Raw genomic sequence first — 22719 nt, forward strand, 5'->3', positions numbered from 1 at the left:
GTGTCGATGAGCATGGATCGCAACGGCCAGGTGATCACCTTCTACTCGTTCAAGGGCGGCACCGGGCGGACCATGGCCCTGGCCAACGTCGCCTGGATCCTCGCCGAGCGGGGCATGCGGGTGCTGGTGGCCGACTGGGACCTGGAATCACCCGGCCTGCACCGGTTCTTCAACCCGTTCCTGGACGCCGCGGCGGTCCGCCAGCACGCCGGCGTCATCGACATGATCCGCGACTTCGAGAACAAGGGCATCAACGCCCAGCAGCCGCGGCAGCTGCCGGACGGCTGGGAGCGGCACTTCGCCAACACCCAGCGCTTCGCGTTCCCGATCGAGTACGACTTCGCCGCGGGCGGCAGCATCGACTTCCTGTCCGCCGGCCGGCAGAACCAGGACTACAAGCCGACCGTCGGCTCCCTGGACTGGGACGTCTTCTACGACAAGCTCGACGGCGGCAAGCTCTTCGACGCGCTGCGCGCCGACATGAAGGCCAACTACGACTACACGCTCATCGACAGCCGCACCGGCCTCAGCGACGTCGCCGACATCTGCACGATCCACCTGCCGGACATCCTCGTCGACTGCTTCACCTTCAGCGAGCAGGGCATCGACGGTGCCGCGACGGTCGGCCAGGCGGTGAGCCGGCAGTACGAGAACCGGCGGATCCGGGTGCTGCCGGTGCCGATGCGGGTCGACCCCGCCGAGAAGGAGAAGGCCGAGGCCGGGCGCTCGCACGCGATGCTGCGCTTCGCCGGGCTGCCCAGCGGCATGACCGAGGCCGAACGCGACCGCTACTGGTTCGACGTCGAGGTGCCCTACCTGGCCTGGTACGCCTACGAGGAGACGCTCGCGACCTTCGGCGACCAGCGCGGGGCGAAGACGTCGCTGCTGACCGCGTACGAGAACATCACCGCGGCGATCACCGACGGCAAGGTCACCTCCATGCCGAAGCTCGACGACGCGCTGCGGATGCGGTGGCGCGAGCGGTTCCAGCGCAAGCAGGTCGTGCGCACCGCCGGGGTCGTGCTGCGGCACGCCCCACGGGACCAGGTATGGCACGAGTGGATGGAGCGGCTCCTCGCCGCGATCGGCGTCACCGTGCTCGACCCCGCACAGGCGGAGCGGCCCGGCCACCCGCCACGCTCCCTGGTCATCGCGTCGTCGTCGTACGTCGAGGCCGGGTTGCCGCTGGGCGAGGGCTCGCTCGCCGTCTACATCGACGAGACCCCGCCGCTGCCCGGCATCGCCGCCGAATCCTCGGTGTTCCTGTCCGGGCTGCCGGCCAGGGACGCCATCGCGAAGATCACCGCCCTGCTGGGCCGGCCCGCCCTGGACGCCGCCGCCAACCCCGACGCCATCGCCGGCCGCTACCCGGGCCGCGGGCCGGACGTCACCAACGCGCCGGTGCCCAACGTCCAGTTCACCGGCCGCGACGCGACGCTCAACGCCCTGCGCGCCGCGCTGCGCCAGTCCCGCCCCGGCGCACCGGCCCTCGCCGCGCTGTACGGGCTCGGCGGCGTCGGCAAGACCCAGGTCGCGCTGGAGTACGTGCACCGCTTCGGCCCCGCCTACGACCTCGTCTACTGGATCAACGCCGAGCCCAAGGTCCTCATCGACACCGCCTTCGCCGACCTCGGCGAGCGCATGGGCCTGCCCCGCCAGCAGAACGTGCCGCTGAGCAACCGCGCCGTGCAGGAGGCGCTGAGCCGCACCACCGAGTACGCCCGCTGGCTGATCGTCTTCGACAACGTCGACGAGTTCGCCGACATCGCGAGCTTCCTGCCCTCCGGCGGCCACGGCCACGTGATCGCCACGACCCGCAACCAGACGTGGGGCGACAGCGCCGAGTCGATCGCCGTGGACGTGTTCACCCGGGAGGAGAGCAAGGCGCACCTGCGCCGCCGCGTCAAGACCATCTCCGACGTGGAGGCCGGCCAGATCGCCGAGCTGCTCGGCGACCTGCCGATCGCGGTCGCGGTCGGCGGCGCGCTGCTGGCCTCCAGCGGCACCACCCCGGCGCAGTACCGCGACCAGATCGCCGCCGGCGAGACCGACGCCACGGTCAACGCGGTGTGGGACGTGTCGCTCAACCAGCTGGAGGAGGAGTCACCCGCCGCCTACCGGCTGCTGGAGATCTGCTCCGTGCTCGCCCCCGACATCGCCCTGGACCTGCTGAACAACAACGCGATGCTGGACCTGCTGCGGCGCACCGACGCGACCCTGCTGCGCCGCCCCAGCGCCGCCAAGCTCATCCAGCAGCTCAACAAGCTGGCCCTGCTCAAGCTCGACAACGGCGCCCGCCGCATCCAGGTGCACCGCATCCTGCAGAGCGTCGTGCGCGGCCGGATGTCGCCGGAGCGGGTCGAGGAGACCCAACGCGACGTGCTGCGGGTGTTCGTCGCCGTGCGGCCCGAGGACGACGTGGACAACGCGACCACCTGGGACCGGTACCGGATGCTCTGGCCGCACCTGGCGGAGTCGCGGACCCAGTCGCTGTTCGAGATCGCGCTGGCCTCCGACGAGCCGGCCGTGCTGGAGCTGATGGTCGACCGCATCCGGTACGTGTGGATCCGCGGCTCCGTCCAGCAGAGCCACGCCCTGGCCGAGCGGATCGAGGCGGCGTGGCGGGCCCGGCTGGAGGCCACCACGGACCCGGCGGCCCGGGAGCGGATCCTGGTGCCGCTGCTGCGGGCGCAGTTCAACCACGCCAACGCGCTGCGCGAGCTCGGCCGGGTCCAGGAGTCGCTCGCCCTGGACGCCGAGACGCTGCGCCAGCAGACCGAGCTGCTCGGCGAGACCGTGTCCGACACCCTGATGACGGCCGGCGGCCTCGGCGCCGACCTGCGCGCCCTCGGCCACTACGGGCAGGCCATGGAGCGCGACCGCACGACGTACGCGACCTGGTCGCAGGAGTACGGCGAGGAGTACCCGCGGACCCTGGCCGCGCAGCACAACCTGGCCTCGTCGCTGCGCCTCGCCGGGCACTTCGACCTGGCCCGCGAGCAGGACGAGCTGGTGATCCAGCACCGCGAGCGGGTCCTGGGCCGGCGCACCTTCTTCACCCTGTTCTCGCAGGGCTCCCTCGCCCGGGACCTGCGCGAGCTCGGCGACTACGAGCGGTCCATCGCGCTGCTCAACGAGGTCGTGGCGGGCTACACCGACATCCGTGGCGCGGACGCGGTGTGGACCCTCGGCGCCCGGGTCAACCTGGCCGTGTCGATCCGCAGCGCCGGACGGGCCGGCGAGGCCCAGCCGATCCTCGACGAGTGCTACCGGATGCTGGACCGGCAGTTCGGCGCCGATCATCCGGAGACCCTCGCCTGCCGGCTCAGCCGCGCGACCAACCTGCTGTCGGTGCAGAGGATCGACGATGCGCGGTCCGAGACCGAGGCGGTGCGCACCGCATACGCCCGGCTGCTCGGCCCCACGCATCCGCACACCCTGGTCTGCGACAACAACCTGTCCGCGATCAAGCGGGCCCGCGGCGACCTCGACGCCGCCCTGCAGGCCGCGGAGAAGGCCTGCGCCGGGCTCACCGAAGCCCTGCACGACCGGCACCCGTTCCTGCTCGCGGCCCAGATGAACCGGGCGGTCATTCTGCACGAGCACGGCCGCGCCGAGGAGGCGGTGGCGATCGCCGGTCCGGTCGCGGCCCTGACCGCGCAGGTGCTCGGCGCCGAACACCCCGACGCCCTGCGGGCCCGCGCGAACGCCACGATGATGGAGCCGCCCACCGGCCCCGGACCCCGGGTCGCCGACCCGCAGGTCCTCGCCGACCTCGCCGCCGCCCTCGGCGAGGCGCACCCGGCGGTCAAGGCACTGCAGGAGGGCCGGTTCCTGCACCGGGTCCTGGACCCGCACCCGATCTGACCCGGCCGCTGCCGCCCCCGCCGGTGACTCGCGCTCAGCGCGGCGCCGGCGGGGCCGTGAGCAGCTCGCGCAGGCGGGTGCGCTGGATCTGGCCCGTCGCCGGGGTCCGCGGGATCGCCGCCGCCGTCGCGACCCGCCGGGGCACCTTGAACCCGGCCAGCCGGCCCTCGACGTGCGAGCGGACCTGCGCCACCGTCGGCGGCAGCATGCCCTCGGGCACGACGAACACGGCGCACACGACCTCGCCCCAGGTGGGGTCGGGCAGGCCGACGACCGCGACGTCCAGCACGCCTGGCAGGTCGCGCAGGGCGTGCTCGACCTCGGCGGGGCCGACGGACTCGCCGCCGGTGCGGATGACCTCACGGGTGCGGCCGGTCAGGAACAGGTAGCCCTCCTCGTCGAGGTGGCCGACGTCGCCGGAGCGGTACTCGCCGGTGAGCGGGGCGGCGCCGAGGTAGCCGTTCATGAGGGCGGGGCCCGCGACGCAGACCTCGCCGTCGGCGGCCAGCCACAGCGCGTTCGGGGTCGCGGGCCGCCCGACGCTTCCGGGCTTGCGGGCCAGGTCCCAGTCGTGCAGGGCGGCCATGCGGCCGGCCTCGGTGGAGCCGTACAGGATGGTCGTGGTCGTGCCGGGGAGCCGGGCCTTGATCCGTTCGACGAGGTCGGCGGCGACGGCGGAGGTGCCGGTGTCGGCGTGCAGCAGCGAGCGCAGGTCAGCGCCGCGGTGCTCGGGGTCCAGCAGGCGCTCCCAGACCGCCGGGATGCAGTACAGCGCCGAAGGGCGGCGCCGCTCGACCACGTCGATCACGGAGCCGGCGTCGGCGCGGGGGACCAGGTGCACGGCGGTGCGGTGCTGCCAGGCCTCCATCACGTAGTGCCAGCCGCCGTAGTGGTATAGCGGGAACGTGCACACCACGCCGCCGTGGCCGCGCAGGCCGCTGGTGAACGTGCCGCCGCCCGGTGCCGAGCGCAGCCAGCTCGCCCGGTGGCTGACCAGCGCGCCCTTCGGGGTGCCGGTGCTGCCGCTGGTGAGGTAGACGATGTGCGGGGCGCGGTCGTCGACCGGCCTGGGCGCGAACGTCCTGGCGCCGTCGTCGAGCATGTCGTGGTGTACGACTGCCGCCTCCCGCCACGGCTGGTCCGACAGCACGAGCTTCGGGTCGAGGTACCGCCGCACGGCGTCGCGCTCGTGCTCCGGCAACCCGGGGTTCAGCGGCGCGAACACGGCGCCGAGGCGGGCGCAGGCGACGAACACGTCCAGCGACCGCAGGGTCGGCGCGGCGCACCACAGCACGACGTCGCCGGCGCCGATGCCGCGGCCGGCCAGGGCGTTCGCGGTCCGGTTCGCGGCCACGTCCAGCTCCGCGAACGTCAGCGCGCCGGGGCCGAGGGTGGCGGCCGTCTGCCGCGGGACGGTCAACGCGGCGAGGGTGACGATGTCCCCGATCAACAGGCTCATGCCGCCGCCTCCGCTGCGCTCCGGCGTCGGCCTGAGCTCCACCCTGAGCTGCTGATTCGCAGCCCTCCGCTGCGCTGCGGGCCGCTCATGCGTGCCCGCCGAGCATCAGCGACTGGACGAGCTCCGGCTGCTGCGCGAGGTGCGCGGCGGTGTGCTCGGCGACGATCGTGCCCTTCTCCATGAAGTACGCCCGGTCCACGAGGGACAGCGCGACGTTGACGGACTGCTCGACCACCAGCAGGGCGGTGCCGAGCCGGTTGAGCCGGCGGACCATTTCGAGCAGGCCGCCGACGACGACCGGGGCGAGGCCGAGGGAGAACTCGTCGACGAGCAGCACCCGCGGCCGCTGGATGAGCGTCTTGGCGAGGACCAGCATCTGCCGCTCGCCGCCGGACAGGGTCGAGGCGGGCTGGTCGCGCCGCTCGTACAGGCGGGGGAACACCGCGAACGCGCCGTCGACCGCCCGGCGCAGGCGCCCGTCGCGGCGGCTGACCGTGTACCCGTACATGCGCAGGTTCTCGGTGACGGTGAGCGAGCCGAACGCCTGCTGGCCGACCACGGTGGACATGCCGAGGCGGACCCGGCGGGCGGCGGGCACGGCGGTGATGTCCCGGCCGGCGAGCAGCACCCGCCCGGCGCCGGGGCGTTGCAGGCCCGACAGGACCCGCACGAGCGTGGTCTTGCCGACCCCGTTCGGGCCGCACAGGCCGACCATCTCGCCGTCGGCGACGCGCACATCGACGCCGTACAGCACCTGGACCGGGCCGTAGGCGGCGTCGACGCCGGCGCACATGAGGGCGTCAGCGGGCGGCAAAGGGCACCTCCTCGCCGTGGTAGGCGAAGCAGCCGCAGCCGCCGTCGTAGGCCATCGCGCGGTAGCCGTTGGCGGCGGAGAACCGGCCGGGGCCGAGCAGCCCGGCGAAGCCCGTCGCGGGGCGGAACTGGGTGCCGAGCGCCCGGACCTCCTCCGCCCACGCGGCCGCGTTGAGGTCGGCGCCGAGGTTGCGGGCGCCGGCCTGCAGCAGCAGCGCCGCGTCGCAGTACGGGAACGCGGCGCGGGCGTTCTCCCGGGTCGCGAACGTCTGGCCCTCGGCGGCGAAGATGGCCAGGCAGGCGCGTTCGGCGTCGGTGCCGGGGAACGGGTACCCGCTGTCGGGGACGTCCTGGCTGGGGCTGAACCCGATGCCGACCGCGCCCTGCAGCCCGTCCCGCGGGATGGTGGCGGGGTTGTTCACCAGGAAGCTGGGGTTGTCGTAACTGGACACCGCGTACCGGGCGGTGAAGCTCTGCGCGGCGGCCACGGTGAGGAAGAACGGCGCCATCCGCGCACCGCCGAGGAAGAACACCCGCTCGACGCCCTTGGCCCGGAAGTCGACCGCGGCCTGGTTCAGTCCGGCGTTGAGGGTGCCGAGGTCGGTGGTGTCGATCCAGGCCACCGTGGGCGTGACGGCCAGCCGTTGCAGCTGCGGTACGGCGAGCCGCTCGTACACGCCGCGGTTGGTGGGCGTGTCCGCGGCGACGACCCCGGCCTTGGCCGCGCCGGTGAAGTAGCCCTGCTCCTCGAGGCTGCTGAGGAACGCCCGGACGAACTCGTCGTAGTCGGGATAGCTGGGCGACCACAGGTACGGTGCCAGCTTGGTGAACGTGGTCTGGTCGTTGGCGACGAGGGTCGCGTCCAGCACCAGCGTGCGCCGGGACGCGTAGCAGGGGCGGGCGTTGCTCTGGTACTGGCCGGTGAGCACGACCGCGAACGCCTTGTCGTCCTGGGTGATCTGGTTGCACAGCCGCTCCTCGGCGGCGGGCGAGTCGTCGGAGGCCTCGTAGTTGCGGTAGACCGCGACGAGCTTGCGCCCGGCGATGCCGCCGTTGGCGTTGACGTACGTCTCGAGGGCCTTCATCTGGCGGGCCTGGTCGCCGGCGTCGGCGGTCTTGAAGCCGGTCACGCTGGCGGTGGCCCGCAGGTCGACGCCGACGAACACGACCTTCACGCTGTCGGCGGTGACGCCGGGCCCGACGCCGGTGCGCGGGGCCGCGGCGCCGCCCGCGCCGTCGAGGGCGCCGGGCATCACCGACGAGCAGCCGGCGAACGCCACTGCGGCCGCCACCGCCGCGGCGGCCGCCCGCACCACCAGCGACCGGTCGAGCTGCCGTCCGGTCCAGTCATGCACCCGCACCGGGTCTCCCCTTCCGCCGGCCGGGCCGGCCTTTCCGTGGTGGTCGCTGGAGCGCGGCCCGCCAGTCGTCGGCGTCCGCGTGCCCGGCGAGGTAGGCGTCCAGCTCGCCGAGGTCGACGACGGCGGCCGCCCGCCCGGCCGGCGCGCCGGCGCCGGTCGCCTCGCCCGGCGCGGTCCCGTCGGCGGGCGCGTCGGCGGGCGTCGACCCCGCCCGGCGGCGCGGGGCGGCCTGGTCGCCGGTGAGGACGGCGTCGAGGGCGGCGAGGTCGACGACCGCGGTGCCGCCGTCGCCGTCCGGCTCGCCGATAAGCGTGCGCAGCGTGGCGGCGCTGATCTGGGCCGTCGCCCGCCGGCGCAGCCGCCTGGCGTCCGGGGCGTCGTCGAAGACGAGGACGGCACCCAGCGCCGGTACCCGTACCAGCGGCGGCAACAGCAACGGGTCGGCGCCCTGCGGCAGGGCGAACCCCTCCCGCGCGCGCCGGGACCGCAGCCGGCGGCGGATCCCGACGACGATGAGGGCGATGCCGAACGCGTTGAGCGCCAGCAGCCCCCACGGGTAGGCGTCGTGGCCGACGGAGGCCGCGCCGAGCCCGGCGATGTCGGCGCGGACCTGGTACCGGCCGAACGCGGCGAGCGGGATCGTGACCGGCACCCGGTACTCGCGGGTCTCGCCGGGCCGGATCTCGCCCGAGCGCGGTGCGGCCGTCGGGTCGCCGCCGCCCTTGCCGACGCGCACGTTGAGCGGCAGCTCCCGCAGGCTCTGCGCGCCCGGGTTGCGGACCTCGTAGACCAGGGTGCGCTCGGCGCGGGCGCCGAACCACTCCGTCCACGACGGGCGCCCGGCCAGGCGGATCCTGACCACGTCGAGCCGGGCGACGGTGCTCGCGGCGGTGGGCGCGGGGCCGGTGGCGTGGCCGGGGATGTCGAGCGGCACGTCGACGTGGCCGCTGGCGCCGGTGCCGACGAGCGCGACGTGCACGACGCACGGGCAGGGCCGGGGCGGGTCGCCGACGCGCAGGTCCACGCTGAACGTGCCGTCGGCCCTCGCCGGGGTCGCCAGGGCCGCGCGCATGTCGCAGGCGCCGGATCCGGTCATCGCCAGCTCGCCGCAGGTGACCAGCTGCAGCAGCTGCCCGGCGGGCCAGCCGGCGCCGGTGACGCGCAGCGTCGTGCCCGGCGCCGCCGACGGCGCGCCGAGGCTCGCGGTCAGCCCGTCGGCGCGCGCCGGTGCCGCCGGCAGCCCGGCCAGCAGCAACAGTCCACACAGGACGGTGAGGGTCCGCCTCATCGCACCGTCACCGGTTCGGGGAGCCTTCGGCGCGGCTTCGGGGTGATGGCGGTGGCGCGGCGCCGGCGGTACCAGAACAGCCACGCCAGCGCCGCGAACACGACGGCGAGGGTCGGCCACGACACGACCACGGTGGTGTCCTCGGCGCGGGCGGAGACGCCGCCGTCGGCGGTGACGGTGACCGAGGTGGTCACCACGTCGAACGGCCAGATGCCGCTGACCGTGCCGGCGAGGCGGGTCTGCGCGCCCGGCAGCAGGTCGATCCGCGGGACGTCGCCGTGCCGGGTGATCCGGTGGCCGAACAGGCCGGTGACCCGCACCGACAGCTGTGGCGGCAGGTGCAGGTTGCCGGTGTTGACCACGTCGTAGGTGTACCCGCCGTCCACAGTGGACGGCAGCCAGGCGGTGTCGTGGCGGGTCTGGACATTGTCGATGCGCAGGCCGGGTACGGCGGGGCCGCTGACCCGCAGGTAGATCCGGGCGGCCACGGCCCGGCGGACGGTGACGTCGACGCCGCCCTGTCTCGTGGTGGCGCCGGGCTGCTCCTCCATGGCGACGACCCCGCCGACGTGGTCGCCGGGGGTGGCGTTGGCCGGCACGGTGATGACGAACGGGATGTCCGCCTGCGACTTCGCGGGCACCGTCACCGTCGCCGCGCCGACCCGCGTCCAGGCGCCGACGTCGACGTGGGTGGCTTCCTGGGTACGCAGGCCGAACCCGCCGTCGCGCGGGGTGTTGTACGCGTCGGCGCCGTACAGCCGGAACGTGCGCGGCTGGTCGGCGAGGTTGGTCACGCGGACCGAGTCCTGCACCGAGGTGCCGGGCGGCGACTCGAGGAAGAAGTAGAGGCGCGGCGCGGGACCCGGCTGCGCCGGGGGCGTCGGGTTCACCGACCACTCGCCGTTGTCGGCCGCGTACGCGTTCACCGGCGCCACGGCGACCGCGATGACGATCGCGACGGCGATCGCGATGACCTTCGTCCGCATGCATCCTCCTGCGTTTCGTGACGGTGGGGGCCCGCCACGGCGAGCCCCCACCCCCTGCTAGCTCAGCGTGATCGTGAGCGTCGCGGTGTAGCTGCCGGCCAGCTGGTTGGCCGGGATCTGCAGGTCGAGCGCGGCACCGGCGTCGAAGCCGCCGCCCGTGCCGGCCGCATTGGCCGGGGCCGAGCACAGGGTCGAGCCGTCCACCGCACCCGCGGAGCCGGCCGTGGCGGTCACCGCGTTGGTCGAGCCTGCGGCGGCCACGCACGTCGGGATCCAGGTGAGGTTGGCCTTCGCGATGGTGCCGCCCGGCGTACCGGTGAAGTCGGTGACCGCACCGACCAGGCTCCAGCCGAAGGTGCTGCCCCGGAAGTCCGTCACGGTGATCGGCGCCAGCGCGCCGGTGCCGTGCTGGACCGTGCCGTTGAGCGTGACGCCGCTCAGCGTGACGTTGCCCGAGCCGGTCGTGCGGGACATCGCGAGATTGCCCGCCGTGACCGTCTGGGACAGGTTGTAGGTGAGGTTGCAGGAGCCGGTGGTGGCCAGGCCGGCCTTCGCCACGCAGGAGTCGGCCGAGGCCGCCCAGGTGGCGACCGCGAACAGGGTGCCCGGCCCGGTGCCCGACGTCGCGCCGATGTAGGCGGTGGCCGGGTCGTTCACCGTGAACGAGCCGCTGATCGCGCCGGTCGCGCCCGCCGTCGCCGTGATCGCCGCGTCTGCGGTGGGTGGCGGCGGAGGTGCCCCGGCCTGGTAGCCCCGGATGGTGACGGAGCTGCCCGGGTTCCAGTTGGTACCCGTCACCGCCACCGCCGTGCCCGCGCCGCCGCCACCGGGGGTGATGGAGATGGCCGGTGCGCCGAGGATGGTGATCGGCGTGGTGACGGTGTTGGTGCCGTCGGACACGGACAGCGTCCGCGCCCCGGTCGTGGCGCCGGCCGGGACGACGAGCGTCCCGGTGCCCGCACCCGTTGCGTCGGTGGTGCCGGCGCCGCTGCCCTCAGCGGTGCCACCGCCGCCCGCGTTCTTCAGCGACGCGGTGAGGGTCGCGCTGGGCGCCAACCCGGTCACGGAGAAGTTGATGGTGTTCCCCGCCCGGGCCGCGCTGGTGACGTTCTGCCCGGTGACCGAGGTGACGCTGGTGCCTCCGCCGAACACGCTGAAGTTCTCGACGATCGTGCTCGCCGCCGGGGCGGCCTTGTGGTCCCGGTCGCCCGGGCCCGAGCAGTACGTCTTCGCGGTCGCGTTGTTGAACACGGCCTGCGTGACGGTGAGGGAGGCTGCCCCGGCCGCCCCGGCCACGTACGTGCCGGTCGCGGTGACGGGGCCGAGCGGCGCACCAGCGGCCGCCGCGGCGGTCGGGTAGGTGGCCATGTTGAGCGTGACGGTGCCCGACTGGGACCCGCCGAGCGCCAACGTGATGATGACCGGCACGTCACCCGCGTTCAGCGGCACCGGACCGTTGTTGGGTCCGGCGGCCGCCGTGAGGGTGACGGTGACGGTCTGCCCGGGCGACGGCGTGGCCGGCGTCTGGGTGAGCCCGAACGTGTCGCTCCACGTCGTGGGCGACGTGCCGGTGCCGGCGTCGCTGAAGTACAGCCGGCAGCCCAGCGAGTTCGCCGCGGGCCCGTACGCCTCGGCCGCGGTGCCGCCGAGCGCGATGGCAGCGGTGAGGCCAATGGCCCCGGCCGCCACCCTGGAGGGTTTGTTCATCGAATCGCCGCTTCCTCTCTGGTGCTTGCTCCGGCGAACCGCCCCACCGCATCTCGGCCGCCGTTTCGCAGAGTGGAACGATGTTTCTTCGGTGGTAACGTCTATGAAGGCAGCCCCACCCCCAGTTGTCAACCGTCCAGACAGCTCCTGTTGCCCTCCACGGCACAGTGCCCACATACCGGGACACCTTTCAGCCGCACAGCCGACCGGGCCCGCAACCGCCTGCCCTGAGCCTCGGCACCTGCGCCGGCTCGGCAGCAACCAGCTCGAACGCAGCCGTACCATGGCCACCCGATGCGACAAGCGCCCCGTACACCCCGCCGCGGCCTCATTCCTGCCCGGCCGGCGGATCGCAGCAACCGCGCCGCGCGCAATGCTTGAAATCCGTGGACGGGCTTGGAAAGGGGGCGCGCGTTGACGCCAGCGACCCCAGATGAGGCGGTGTCGGTGGCGGCCGTAGCGCAGTCGTCGACGCCGGCCGCGACGACCGGCGGGTCGTTGATCGATGAGATCGTGCACGACGGCGCGCGGCGGATGCCGGCCGGCGCGGTGGAGGTGGTCGCCCGGCGGGTCAATGCCAGGCGCGTCGACGAGGCCACCAGCGAGCAGCGGCCGTTCTCCTCCGCGGTCCTGCCGGCGTGGTGCCGCATGTCCTCAGAGATCACCGAGGTGTTGCCGCCGCGGTACCTCCACGGCCTGTCCTCGCAGGACTTCGTGGCGGCGCTAAAGGGCTTTCTGAGCACCGGGTCAGGGCTGTCCGCAGTCGTGGTCGCGCGGCTGACCGCCGGGCTGGCCACGGTGGCCAAACTCATCGAGGCCGCGCAGGCCCGGTGGCGTGCGGTCGACGCGCCCCACCTCGCCACCTCGGCCCGCGCCCGCTTCGAACGCAGCAAGCACGCTGGGCGAGTCCCGCAGGAGGCAGCGTGATCATCGTGCTGCGCCCACCGGACCTTGCCGGGCCGCTGCGCATCGGCGCCACCGGACAGGACACTGTGGACACGCTCCGGCAACTCGGCACCCCGCTGGTTCTCTGCAGGGCCACCGGCAGCCGTCCCGGTTGGGGCGTTGACCGGCCGTCGGGCCTGTTCATCGGCGTGTACTTCGACGCCCACGACCGCGTCGAGGCCATCGAACTCGGCCGCCCAGGCGACAACACCGGCGACGCGGTCACCTACAACGAGCTCGACGTGTTCACCACCCCCGCAGCCGACCTCGTCACGCAGCTGCGGCGCCGCACCACCGTCCACGAAGAACACGACGGACACGTGTTCACCGCACCCGACCTGCTCCTGACCTTCCGGCGGCCAACCACGCTCGAAACACCAGACGACGAGGACGGCCGCTTCTTCGCAAGCGTCCTGCTTGCCCGGCCCGGTTACCACGACTAGGCAGCAGCCGAGCACCGATGACCGCGTACAACCCACAGGTCTTGGCAATTGCTCAGCCGCCGTCTGCCACCCCAAGGGTTCCTGCCGCCGCGTCGACGCGCACCATGGAGCTGGGCCGGGCCACGTTTGACCGACACCCGGCAGACTCCCGCCGGGCGGGCTGCAGGCGGTTACAACACACCGGTGCACGCCGGCGGTGCACGCCCGCCTGCCGCCCCCCGGACCACGGACAACCATCGCCGCGCGTCACGGTGCGCCGGAGTCGCCGACCGTCGGGCACACCGGCGGCCTGCGCGGTGGCGACGCAGGACTTGCGCAACGCCGCGTCCTCCGGATGTGGACGCTGCCACCGAAGCCCGCTCTGCCGCTGGAGATTCCACCACCGCCACCGGCCCGGGCACTGCCGATTCCACCACCGCCACCGGCTCGGGCACTGCCGGCTCCACCACCGCCACCGGCCCGGGCGCGGAAGATTCCACCACCGCCACCAGCCCGGGCACTGCCGGCTCCACCACCGACGCCGGCCCGGGCACTGCCGACTCCACCACCGCCACCGGCTCGGGCACTGCCGACTCCACCACCGCCACCAGCCCAGGCACTGCCGGCTCCACCACCGACGCCGGCCCTGGCGCTGGAGATTCCGCCACCGCCACCGCCACCGGCTCGGGCAATGGAGATCCAGCCACCGCCATGAGTTCGGGCGCTGCCGGCTCCATCGAGGTTGTCGTCTCGGGCTCTGCCACGGCCGGTGCCTGCGCCGCTGCCAGCCTGGTCGCCGGGAGGTCGACCGTCAGCCCCGCCGCCGCAAGGGAGACCGTCGATTGTGGACACCCAGCAGAGGTGTCGGCGGCTTCGGTGGTCGGTGGTTCGGCCGGTGCCGCCGAAGTCGCGGCCCGCTCCCCGCACGGCGAACCGCCCACGGCAGGAGCCGGCTCCACGGCAGCTGCCCACGCCGGGTCGTGGGTGCCGAGGTCCCGTCCGGCGCACGGCACAGGGCCACGAACAGCAGCGCCACGAACGGCAGCGCCACGAACAGCAGCGCCACGAACAGCAGCGCCACGAACAGCAGCGCCACGAACAGCAGCGCCACGAACAGCAGCGCCACGAACAGCAGCGCCATGAGCAGCAGCGCCACGAACAGCAGGGCCGAGGGCAGCAGGGCCACGGGCAGCCCCGAGCACCCTCGCAGCGTGGATACGGGCCAGCTTCGTCGCGTGGCGCGCTGCCAGGCCGTGCCGGCGGGCCTCGGTGAACTCGGCCTGAGCACGCCGTCGCTCGTCGCGGTGGCGTTGCCGCTCGGCCCTCTCCTCGGCGAACCGCGCCAGCCAGTCGATCTGCTCGACGGGCGTCGCGGAGCCGGAATCCGGTGCGTCCAAAGAAAAGTACGGTCGTGGCATGCGCCGCCTCCCCCGATAGGCGCTGCCCCCAAATTCTCACGCCTGCACACCACCGCGTCCAGCACCATCACCCTGCGTACGCACACTCTCACCGAAGCCCGGGCACCGGTGGCAGCGGTCGTCAGCCGGCGGCGGTTGTGCGGATCAGGGTGGCGCAGGTGGCTGGGGCGTCGGAGAACGGCAGGTGGCCGCAGCCCGGGAGCCGGACGTGCCGGGCGGCCGGCAGTGCGGCGGCGGCGCGGCGCGCCTGGAACGCGGGCAGGATGGCGTCGCGGGTGCCCCAGGCGACCGCCACCGGTACCCCGCTCAAGGCGCCGAGGTCCGAGGGGAACCGGTGCCCGGCGAACGCATCCCGTGCGGCGCGGAAGCCCGGGGCGGCCACGAGGGCGTCGACGTCGGCGACGGCGGTCGCGGGGTCCAGGCGACCCGGGTGGCCGAAGAACATGCCGAACAGGGCGGCGCGGCCGAAGCGGCTGGCGGCGAGGGTGGGCAGGGCGGGGCGGGCGAGCCGGCCGAAGGTCCGGGCGGCCGACACCGAAGCCTGGCACCAGCGGCGGGAGACGGGGCCCCAGAAGCCGATCGGCGCGAATGCGGTCACCGAGCGGGCCGCGCCCCGGCGGCCGAGCTCCAGGGCGACGCCGCCGCCGAGGGAGCTGCCGGCGACATGGAAGGTACGAGCGCCGGAGAAGGCACCCGAGAAACCGTCAGAGCAAGCGCCGGGGAAAGCGTCGGCGGCGAATCGCAGGACGGCGTCGGCGAGCGTACCGACATCGGCGCCGCTACCGGCGGGCGACGCGCCGAACCCCGGCAGGTCGAGCGCGACCACGTCGAACGAGCCGCGCAGCAGCGGCAGGACCGGCTGCCACACCTGCCAGCGGCTGCCCAGGCCGTGGATGAGGACGAGCGGCTCGCCGGAGCCCTCGCGGTGGTGCGACAGCGTGGTCACCGGTTCACGGTACTTGTTGACACCCAGCCAACAACAGGGCACGGTGGCGGCATGCGGATGAGCGGCGGGCCCGCCGAGCGGGGCCGGCGGCTGGAGCCTGACGTCCGGCGGGAGCAGATCCTGGCCGTGGCGGTGCGGTTGTTCGGGGAGCGGCCCTACGCCGAGGTGTCCACGACGGACATCGCGGAGGCCGCCGGGGTGGCCCGGGGCCTCATCAACCATTACTTCGGCACCAAACGGGGGCTGTTCGTCGAGGCGGTGCGGGTCCTCGTGACGATCCCGGCGGTGGCCGTGGAGCAGCTGCCGGAGGGTGACCTGGCGACCCGGGTCGACGCGAGCGTGGCGTGGTTCCTCGACGTGGTGTCGCGGCACAGCAGGTCGTGGCTGGCCGCGGTCGACGGCGGCGGGGTGGGCCGGGACCCGGACATCGAGCGGGTCCTGCGCGAGGCCGACGACATCGCCGCGGACAGCATCCTCGTGGCGGTCGGGCTGGGCGGCGAGCACGAGCACCGCGACGAGCTGCGGGCGATGGTACGGGCGTACTGCGGCCTGGCCAAGGCGACCGCGCGGGAGTGGCTGGAGCGCGGCGTGCTCAACCGGGCGCAGGTCCACATCCTGCTGGCGACCACCCTCGTCACGCTGGTGGAACGGGTCTTCCGCACACTGGGCGGGACAACCCACCACACCGGGGCCAAATCATGAGGATCGCCGTGGTCGGCGCCGGGTTCGGTGGCATCGCCGTCGCGCACCTGTTGCGCCAGGCCGGGTTCCGCGACCTGGTCATCTTCGACAAGGCCGGCGGCGTCGGCGGGGTGTGGCGGGACAACACGTACCCGGGCTGCGCCTGCGACATCCCGGCGCCGCTCTACTCCTACTCGTTCGCGCTCAACCCGGACTGGTCACAACGGTTCCCGCCGCAGCCGGAGATTTTGGCGTACCTGCAGCGCTGCGTCCGCGGCTTCGGCCTCGAGGCGGCGCTGCGGCTGGGTACCGAGGTGACCGCCGCCGACTGGACGGGCCAGGCGTGGCGGGTGACGCTCGGCGACGGCACCACCGAGACGTTCGACGTGCTGGTCCCCGCGATGGGGCAGCTGTCACGGCCGGTCGTGCCGGTGCTCGCCGGCGCGGAGGACTTCGCCGGGCCCGCCATGCACACCGCGCGCTGGGACCCCGGCGTCGACGTGACCGGCCGGCGGGTCGGGGTCATCGGCACCGGCGCGAGCGCCATCCAGCTCGTCCCGGCGATCGCCGGGGCCGCCGCGCACGTGAGCGTGTTCCAGCGTTCGGCGCCGTGGACGCTGCCGAAGCCGAACCGCCGCTACGGCCCGTGGCGCCGCGCGCTCAACCGCAGGCTCCCGGCGCTGATGCGGGCCGCCCGCGCCGGGACCTGGCTGCTGACGGTCATCACCGGCAAGGCGGTCACCGGCAACCGGCCCGCGCGGCTCGCGGTGTGGGCGCTGTCCAGCCTGCAGCGGCTGGTGCAGGCGCGCGGCATCCGGCGGCGGGTCACGCCCGACTATGCCATGGGCTGCAAGCGGGTGCTGTTCACCGGCGACTGGTTCCGGACCCTGCGCCGCCGCGACGTCGAGCTCGTCACCGCCGACATCGACGGGGTCACCGCCACCGGCGTCCGCACCGCCGACGGTGTCCTGCATGCGTGCGACATCCTGGTGTACGGCACAGGCTTCGCCGCCACCGAGTTCCTCACCCCGACCCGGATCACGGGGCGGGACGGCCGCGCCCTGCACGACGAGTGGCGCGCCGGCGCGTTCGCCCACCTGGGCATCGCGGTGCCGGGCTTTCCGAACATGTTCCTCGTGTACGGCCCCAACACCAACACCGGCAACACCTCGGTCGTGTACTTCCACGAGGCACAGGCCCGCTACATCGTGCAGGCGGTGCGGCTGCTGGCGGCCAGGGGTCCGGTGGAGGTGCGGGCGGAGGTGGCCGCCGCGTTCGACGCCGAGATGCAGCGACGCCTCGGCGCCAGCGTCTGGGCCGGCTGCGACAGCTGGTACCGCACCGACGCCGGCCGGGTCGTCACCAACTGGCCCGGCATGGCGGGCGAGTACGCCGCCCGCACCGCCCGCCTCGACGAGGCCGACTACACCACGGTCCCGGCCGCGCCCGGACCGGCCGGGCGCAAGGAAGAGGCGGCCGAGGCCTGAGCGGTCAGGGTGTGACGGCCGCCCGCGCCGCGGCGCCGGAAGAGGCGGCGAGGCCTGAGCAGTCAGGCGGCGGCCGTGCAGCAGTGCCGGAGAGGCCTGGGCGGTCACGGAGCGGCGGTCGCCCGCGCCGCGACGCCGAAGCGCATCTTGAAGTCTCCCGCGACGAACGACACCAGCGGGCGCCGCCCGGCGAGGAACCGCAGCGGCCCCTCCTGCGCGACCGTCCACGCCACGCGGGCCGGCGCGTAGCGCGCGGTCGAGCGCACCGGGGTCGTGCACGGGCGCCCGGCCAGGGCCTGCACCACCCGGAACACCACCGGAAGCCGCGGCGGCCATCCGTCACCGCGCGGCAGCTCAGCGGCGGCGATCGGCCCCTGCGTCGTCGAGGCACGAGCGGTGCCGGCGCCGGTCGCGGTGGCGGACCCGCCCGCCCCGACCGCGTCCGCGGCAGAGCCCCCGGCAGAGCCCCCGGCAGAGCCCGCGACCGCGTCCGTGGCAGAGCCCCCGGCAGAGCCCGCGACCGCGTCCGTGGCAGGGCCCGCGGCAGAGCCCGCGACCGCGTCCGTGGCCGGGCCCGCGGGCAGCGTCAGGTCGGCGAGGTCCTTCGGGATGCCCCACAGGGCGCGGCCGCCGTCGCGGGACGCGACGCTGTCCACCCAGATGTGCGTGATCGTGACCCGGGGGCGCCACCCGGCGCGGGTCAGCACGGCGCACAGCAGCTCCCGGTAGCTCAGGTCACCGCCCGGACGGTAGTCGACCCACGCGGTCCCGACCAGCCCGCGCCGGCCCAGCCGCAGCACCCGCACCGCCCCGGCCAGCTCCAGCGGCAGCGCGGGCAGGTCCGCGACCGGCACGGCCCAGACGGACACGTGCATCCGGCCGCGCAGCGACCACGGCGGCGGTGGATACGACATCGACGGGCTTCCCTCCACGACGGCACTCTACGCCTCTTGACAGCCTGCCAACAAGCGGAGGTAAATGTCTTCCAAGGAAACGGCGTTTCGTCCAGCGATACACGTCAGGAGGTAAGCGCTCAATGATCCTCAAACGGTTCACCGCCCTGTCGGCCCTGCTCGTCGCGGCCGTCATGGGCCTGCCCGCAACGGCCCACGCCGCCGGGGCGACCCGGGTCAGCAACACCGTCGAGGTCCGGTGCGCGGGGCTGACCTACTACCCGTCGGCGGACTGGTACCTGCCCGCCGGCACCCCCAAGGGCCTGGTCTACCTGCAGCACGGCTTCTCCCGGACCAACGGCAACCTCGCCGACCTCGCCGGGCACTACGCCGCGGCCGGGTTCGTGGTGTTCGCCCCGACGCTGCCGTCCGCCGACATCTTCGGCTGCACGATCAGCAACCTCGGCAACAACGCCCCGTTCCTCAACAACGTCACGGCCCTGCTCGGCCAGGCCGACAGCCCGACCGGCGCCCTGGCCCGCAGCTACGCCAACGCGCTGAGCAGGGCGGGCCGCCCGGCCGCGGCGCTGCCGACGTCGTACGTCATCGCCGGGCACTCCGCGGGCGGCGAGGCCGCCTCGTACGTGGCCAACCGCCTGCGCACCACCTACCCGGGGCAGTTCACCCGGGTACGCCTCGTGCAGCTGCTCGACCCGGTGAAGTCGTTCATCGGCACCAACATGGACACCGCCCTCGCCGGCCTGAACCTGACCAGCACGCCGATCTACGCGATCTCGTCACCGCCGTACACGGCGAACAGCAACGCCAGCGGCACGGCCGAGCTGACCGAGGACGTGCACCGGACCTTCCTCGGGGTGCGGCTCACCACCGGCTCGCACTGCGACGCGGAGGGCGCCAGCACCGACGCGCTGTGCACCGTGCTCAACGGCGCCTCCAAGCCCGGCAACGTCACGGCCCTGCAGACCTTCGCGGTGGCGTGGGCGGACGACGCGGTCGCCGGCACGACGACGGCCACGTACTACCCGGGCGGCGCGTACTACCAGTCACTGCTCACCAGCGGCGTCACGCAGACCCTCAGCGGGGCCTGACCGTCCGGGCCGGGGGTCCGCCGGCCAGGCACCGGCGGCGGGCCCCGGCGCTCGTCGAACAGCGTTCGACCATGGGAAACAGACCGTGGGAAACAGACCGTGGGGAACAGACCGTGGGAAACAGACTGTGGGAAACAGAGGTCCGAATGGCTCAACGCTTCAGCCGTCGCGGCGTGCTGCTCGCCACCGGCGGCGCGGTCGTCGCCGGTGCCCTGGTCAGCCCGGGCACGGCCGCCGCCGCGTACTCCTCGGTCGGCACGTACGGCACCATGCTCAACGGTGACCCGGCCGACGTGTACCACCCCGACACCAGCTCGGCGCACCAGCCGTGGCCGGTCGTCCTGCTGCTCCAGGGCGCCAACGTCGGCAGGGCCAACTACGCCGGCTTCGCCCGCAAGGTCGCCTCCTACGGCTTCGTGGTCGTCGTGCCGGACCACACCCGCGTCATCTTCGGCGTCCCCGGCCTGTACGCCGACGGTGCCGCGGCCACCTGGACGGTCGCCTGGGCCACCGCGGAGAACGCCCGCACCGGCTCGCCGCTCAAGGGCCGGCTCGACGCCGGCACCCTGCTGCTCACCGGCCACTCGTTCGGCGGCGCCGCCGGGCTCGGCCTGTCCACCGGGCTGTCGACGCCGCCGTTCACCGACGTGCCGGTGCCGGCGCCGGCGCAGCTGAAGGCGGCCGCGTTCTACGGCACGAACAACGCCGTGCCGGGCAGCCCGGTCATCCCGCCCGTGGCCAACACGATCCCGGTCGCGCTCATCCAGGGCGCCGCCGACGGCGTCGGCACCCCCGCGAACGGGCTCGGCACGTACACCGTGCTGCAGGGCGTGCCGAAGCTGTACGTGAGCGTCACCGGGGCCAACCACTACGGCATCACCGACGCCCAGAACCCGGCCGGCGCCCGGCCCGACCCGTCGCCGCAGACCCTCGACCAGGCCACCGGCGTCGAGGTCGTGGCCCGGTGGGCGGCGCTGTGGCTGCGCGCGCAGCTCGGCGACCCGGTCGGGCGCGCCTGGGTCTACGGCGTCGGCGACGCGGTCGACACCACCGTGCAGACCCAGTTCGTCCGCTGACCGGCCCGCCGGGGGTGCCGCGGCCCACCGGTCGCCGCACCCCCGGCGTTTCACTTTCCTGATGACAACGACCACCCGTTGAACAGGGCCGATAGTGTTCCACCGGTCGACGTCAGGACGGTTTCGGTGGAATTGAGCCTGCATGTGCAAGGACGCCTCGGTGGCGGCACCGTCATCGTCGTGCGCGGCGACCTGGACTACGGCGCCGCGGAGCGGTTCCGCGCCTGTGTCGAGCAGGCCCTGCAGCCGCCGCCGGGTGCGTTGTACCTCGATCTGCGGCTGGTGACGTTCGTCGACTCCAGCGGCATCGGCGCCCTGGTCTCCGCGTACCGGCTCGCCGAGCGCGCCGGGTCGCGGCTGGTGCTGGAGAACCCGTCGGCCGCGCTGGCGCGGACCCTGCGCACCGCCGGCCTGGTCACCCTGTTCGGCCTGCCACCGGTATAGCGCCGCCCTCCTCGAGAAGGCGCCCGCCGACCAGCGCCGGGCCGACACCGCCGGCGACACCCCCGGAGACACCGCCGTGGCCCCCGCCGGCCGGCAGCGCCCGCATCGGCGGCAGCCGCGGCGGGACCGGGTCCGGGGCCGGGGCACGGAAGCGGTGTGGCGTCCAGTCCTTCAACGCCATCGCCCGCCGCTCGATCAGGTGCCAGGACAGCGCGGCGGCCGCGAAGGCGGCGGCGAGCGACATGGCGATGTAGGGCAGGTAGCCCCACCGGCTCCAGCCGAGGCTCGCGAACACCTGCTGGCCGACGAACCCGTAGATGTAGACGCCGTAGGAGTAGTCGTTGCGCCGCCCGATCCGGCGCAGCGCGGGCGGCATCCGCACGGCCGCCCAGGCCAGCACGTACACCAGTGCCGGGAAACCGATCACGAAGAACCCGCCGAACAGCAGCGACCCCGCCAGGGCCGTCAGGCAGGCCAGCCCTGCACCGTCGTGGATGACGACCCGGTCGCGGTACAGCTCCAGCACCGCCCCACCGAGGAACAGCAGCCCCAGGTACATGATCCAGTGAAAATACACCGCGCCGAGCAGCGGCAGGTGCACGGAGCCGTAGTGCGGGGTGGGCGGGCCGAGCAGCGGGCGGCCCTGGATCTGGTCGACGACGACCACGGCGTACAGCGCCACGGCGAGGCCCACGACGAGCCACCGGCGGCGGCGCAGCACCGCGGTCACCGCGAGCAGCCCGGCCATGAGGTAGCAGAGCAGCTCGTACACCAGCGACCACAGTGCACCGTCGAAGACGCTGCTGCCGGTCTGCCGGCCCCACGGGGTGGACGCGCCGAGCAGGTCGTGGATGCCGTACTGGCGGACCCCGGCGAACCAGTTGCCGGTCACGTACTGCACCGGCCCCTTCGGCCCGGACCAGAAGCCGTCGAGGTTGCCCCATTCGCGCAGCGCCACCAGGGGCGCGACGGCGAACGCCGTGACCAGCAGGCACACCCACAGCCCCGGCAGGATCCGCAGCATCCGGTGCCACACGAACCGCCCCGGCGACGTCCGCGCCGCGCTGCGGGTGATCAGCAGCCCCGACAGCACGAAGAAGCTGAACACGGCGAGGGTGCCGGTGTTGGTCTGGCCGCGGAACAGCGAATTGCCGAGGTCCTCCCAGCCGAAGCCGAGCGACGTGCCGTGCGTCAGCACCACCACGACGGCGAGGCCGAGGCGGATGGCGCCGATGCCGTTGTCGCGCCCGGCGTACAGCTGCCCGAGGGTCGGCGGCGGCAGCCCGTGCCGCGGCTTGGGCCTGCGCTGCGAGCGTTGCCGGACGACGACCGGCCTGACCTGCTGCCCTTGCAGCTGCACCAACGCATGCCTCTCCCCTCGCCTGGGCGGGAACCCTCGGGCGAAGCGGGTGTCATGACGCCGCAGCGCGGGGCGGCGTCGATCTCAGCGGAACGACACCGGGGGGAGGATTCGCAGAAGAGGTCGGATGCGGTGGAGGCCGGGCGGGCCCACATCCGCGTCGATGCTACCGGACCCGCGACGCCGCCGTACGCGGAAACGCCGGACGTTCAGGTCCTCGCCGCCCGGGGTACCAGTCCGGTATGCCAACGATCCTGCAGCGCATCACGAAGTTCCTGAACAGCCCGGCCGGGCGCCGCGTCGTGGAGCAGGGCCGCCGGGAGCTGGCGAAGCCGGCCAACCAGGAGAAGCTGCGCCGGCTCGCCGCGAAGGTGTCCGGCGGCCGCCGGCACTGAGGCCGCGCCCCGGCACTGCGGTCGCGCGCCCAGCACTGCGGTCGCGCGCCCAGCACTGAGGC

General features: G+C 73.9%; 18 protein-coding genes and 1 pseudogene. 9 read left to right on the forward strand and 10 right to left on the reverse strand.

Annotated elements, in window-relative coordinates; all coding sequences use genetic code 11:
• Window positions 1–6: 6 nt before the first annotated feature.
• Window positions 7–3867, forward strand: a complete 3861-nt coding sequence (fxsT, locus tag AB0H83_RS15140) for an FxSxx-COOH system tetratricopeptide repeat protein (RefSeq protein ID WP_360092852.1) — start codon at window positions 7–9, stop codon at window positions 3865–3867.
• A 34-nt stretch (window positions 3868–3901) separates the two neighbouring features.
• Here fxsT and AB0H83_RS15145 read toward each other — a convergent pair whose 3' ends face one another.
• The 6 genes from AB0H83_RS15145 to AB0H83_RS15170 form a co-directional block, all read right to left on the reverse strand.
• Entirely contained in the window at window positions 3902–5326 is a 1425-nt protein-coding gene (locus AB0H83_RS15145; RefSeq protein WP_360092855.1) for a class I adenylate-forming enzyme family protein, read from the reverse strand.
• A gap of 85 nt (window positions 5327–5411) precedes the next feature.
• The gene (locus AB0H83_RS15150; protein ID WP_360092858.1) at window positions 5412–6140 is read right to left on the reverse strand and encodes an ABC transporter ATP-binding protein; all 729 of its coding nucleotides are present in this window, start codon (window positions 6138–6140) and stop codon (window positions 5412–5414) included.
• A complete protein-coding gene (locus tag AB0H83_RS15155; protein WP_360092861.1) occupies window positions 6127–7500 on the reverse strand; it encodes a hypothetical protein in 1374 nt (457 codons plus the stop codon). Before AB0H83_RS15155 ends, AB0H83_RS15150 begins: the two co-directional genes overlap by 14 nt.
• The gene (locus AB0H83_RS15160) at window positions 7487–8788 is read right to left on the reverse strand and encodes a hypothetical protein (RefSeq protein ID WP_360092864.1); all 1302 of its coding nucleotides are present in this window, start codon (window positions 8786–8788) and stop codon (window positions 7487–7489) included. The genes AB0H83_RS15155 and AB0H83_RS15160 overlap by 14 nt, the downstream gene beginning before the upstream one ends.
• Window positions 8785–9774 (reverse strand): DUF916 domain-containing protein, encoded by a 990-nt coding sequence (locus tag AB0H83_RS15165; RefSeq protein WP_360092867.1) that lies wholly within the window; start codon window positions 9772–9774, stop codon window positions 8785–8787. The genes AB0H83_RS15160 and AB0H83_RS15165 overlap by 4 nt, the downstream gene beginning before the upstream one ends.
• 57 nt (window positions 9775–9831) lie before the next feature.
• The gene (locus tag AB0H83_RS15170) at window positions 9832–11481 is read right to left on the reverse strand and encodes a hypothetical protein (protein ID WP_360092870.1); all 1650 of its coding nucleotides are present in this window, start codon (window positions 11479–11481) and stop codon (window positions 9832–9834) included.
• Window positions 11482–11922: 441 nt separating this feature from the next.
• Here AB0H83_RS15170 and AB0H83_RS15175 point away from each other — a divergent pair.
• Both AB0H83_RS15175 and AB0H83_RS15180 read left to right on the forward strand, forming a co-directional pair.
• Window positions 11923–12267 (forward strand): annotated as a pseudogene (locus AB0H83_RS15175) (IS256 family transposase); the annotation flags it as partial.
• Between the two features lie 137 nt (window positions 12268–12404).
• Window positions 12405–12869, forward strand: coding sequence for a hypothetical protein (locus tag AB0H83_RS15180; protein ID WP_360092873.1), 465 nt, complete (start codon window positions 12405–12407; stop codon window positions 12867–12869).
• A 790-nt stretch (window positions 12870–13659) separates the two neighbouring features.
• Here AB0H83_RS15180 and AB0H83_RS15185 read toward each other — a convergent pair.
• Together AB0H83_RS15185 and AB0H83_RS15190 are read right to left on the reverse strand one after the other, a co-directional pair.
• Complete coding sequence (locus tag AB0H83_RS15185; protein ID WP_360092876.1) at window positions 13660–14034, reverse strand: hypothetical protein; 375 nt, start codon at window positions 14032–14034, stop codon at window positions 13660–13662.
• 353 nt (window positions 14035–14387) lie between these two features.
• The gene (locus AB0H83_RS15190) at window positions 14388–15212 is read right to left on the reverse strand and encodes an alpha/beta fold hydrolase (protein ID WP_360092879.1); all 825 of its coding nucleotides are present in this window, start codon (window positions 15210–15212) and stop codon (window positions 14388–14390) included.
• A gap of 51 nt (window positions 15213–15263) precedes the next feature.
• Here AB0H83_RS15190 and AB0H83_RS15195 point away from each other — a divergent pair, with 51 nt between their 5' ends.
• Both AB0H83_RS15195 and AB0H83_RS15200 read left to right on the forward strand, forming a co-directional pair.
• Window positions 15264–15914, forward strand: coding sequence for a TetR/AcrR family transcriptional regulator (locus AB0H83_RS15195; RefSeq protein WP_360092882.1), 651 nt, complete (start codon window positions 15264–15266; stop codon window positions 15912–15914).
• Complete coding sequence (locus AB0H83_RS15200; RefSeq protein WP_360092885.1) at window positions 15911–17380, forward strand: NAD(P)/FAD-dependent oxidoreductase; 1470 nt, start codon at window positions 15911–15913, stop codon at window positions 17378–17380. The genes AB0H83_RS15195 and AB0H83_RS15200 overlap by 4 nt, the downstream gene beginning before the upstream one ends.
• A gap of 104 nt (window positions 17381–17484) precedes the next feature.
• Here AB0H83_RS15200 and AB0H83_RS15205 read toward each other — a convergent pair whose 3' ends face one another.
• A complete protein-coding gene (locus tag AB0H83_RS15205) occupies window positions 17485–18312 on the reverse strand; it encodes an acetoacetate decarboxylase family protein (protein ID WP_360092888.1) in 828 nt (275 codons plus the stop codon).
• A gap of 104 nt (window positions 18313–18416) precedes the next feature.
• Here AB0H83_RS15205 and AB0H83_RS15210 point away from each other — a divergent pair, with 104 nt between their 5' ends.
• The 3 genes from AB0H83_RS15210 to AB0H83_RS15220 all read left to right on the forward strand — a co-directional run bounded on the left by AB0H83_RS15210 (window position 18417) and on the right by AB0H83_RS15220 (window position 20902).
• Window positions 18417–19382, forward strand: a complete 966-nt coding sequence (locus tag AB0H83_RS15210) for an alpha/beta hydrolase (protein ID WP_360092891.1) — start codon at window positions 18417–18419, stop codon at window positions 19380–19382.
• A gap of 146 nt (window positions 19383–19528) precedes the next feature.
• The gene (locus tag AB0H83_RS15215; RefSeq protein WP_360092894.1) at window positions 19529–20458 is read left to right on the forward strand and encodes a hypothetical protein; all 930 of its coding nucleotides are present in this window, start codon (window positions 19529–19531) and stop codon (window positions 20456–20458) included.
• Window positions 20459–20584: 126 nt separating this feature from the next.
• Window positions 20585–20902 (forward strand): STAS domain-containing protein, encoded by a 318-nt coding sequence (locus tag AB0H83_RS15220; RefSeq protein ID WP_360092897.1) that lies wholly within the window; start codon window positions 20585–20587, stop codon window positions 20900–20902.
• On the opposite strand, the gene AB0H83_RS15225 is transcribed toward AB0H83_RS15220, so the two are convergent.
• Complete coding sequence (locus AB0H83_RS15225) at window positions 20874–22262, reverse strand: acyltransferase (protein WP_360092900.1); 1389 nt, start codon at window positions 22260–22262, stop codon at window positions 20874–20876. The two genes, AB0H83_RS15220 and AB0H83_RS15225, sit on opposite strands and share 29 nt — an antisense overlap.
• Before the next feature lie 242 nt (window positions 22263–22504).
• Between AB0H83_RS15225 and AB0H83_RS15230 the strand changes: the two genes are divergently transcribed.
• On the forward strand, window positions 22505–22657 hold the full coding sequence (locus tag AB0H83_RS15230; RefSeq protein ID WP_360092903.1) for a hypothetical protein: 153 nt from the start codon (window positions 22505–22507) through the stop codon (window positions 22655–22657).
• The last annotated feature ends 62 nt before the right edge of the window (window positions 22658–22719 follow it).

Source organism: Dactylosporangium sp. NPDC050688 (genome assembly GCF_040654515.1).
Taxonomy (GTDB): Bacteria; Actinomycetota; Actinomycetes; order Mycobacteriales; family Micromonosporaceae; genus Dactylosporangium.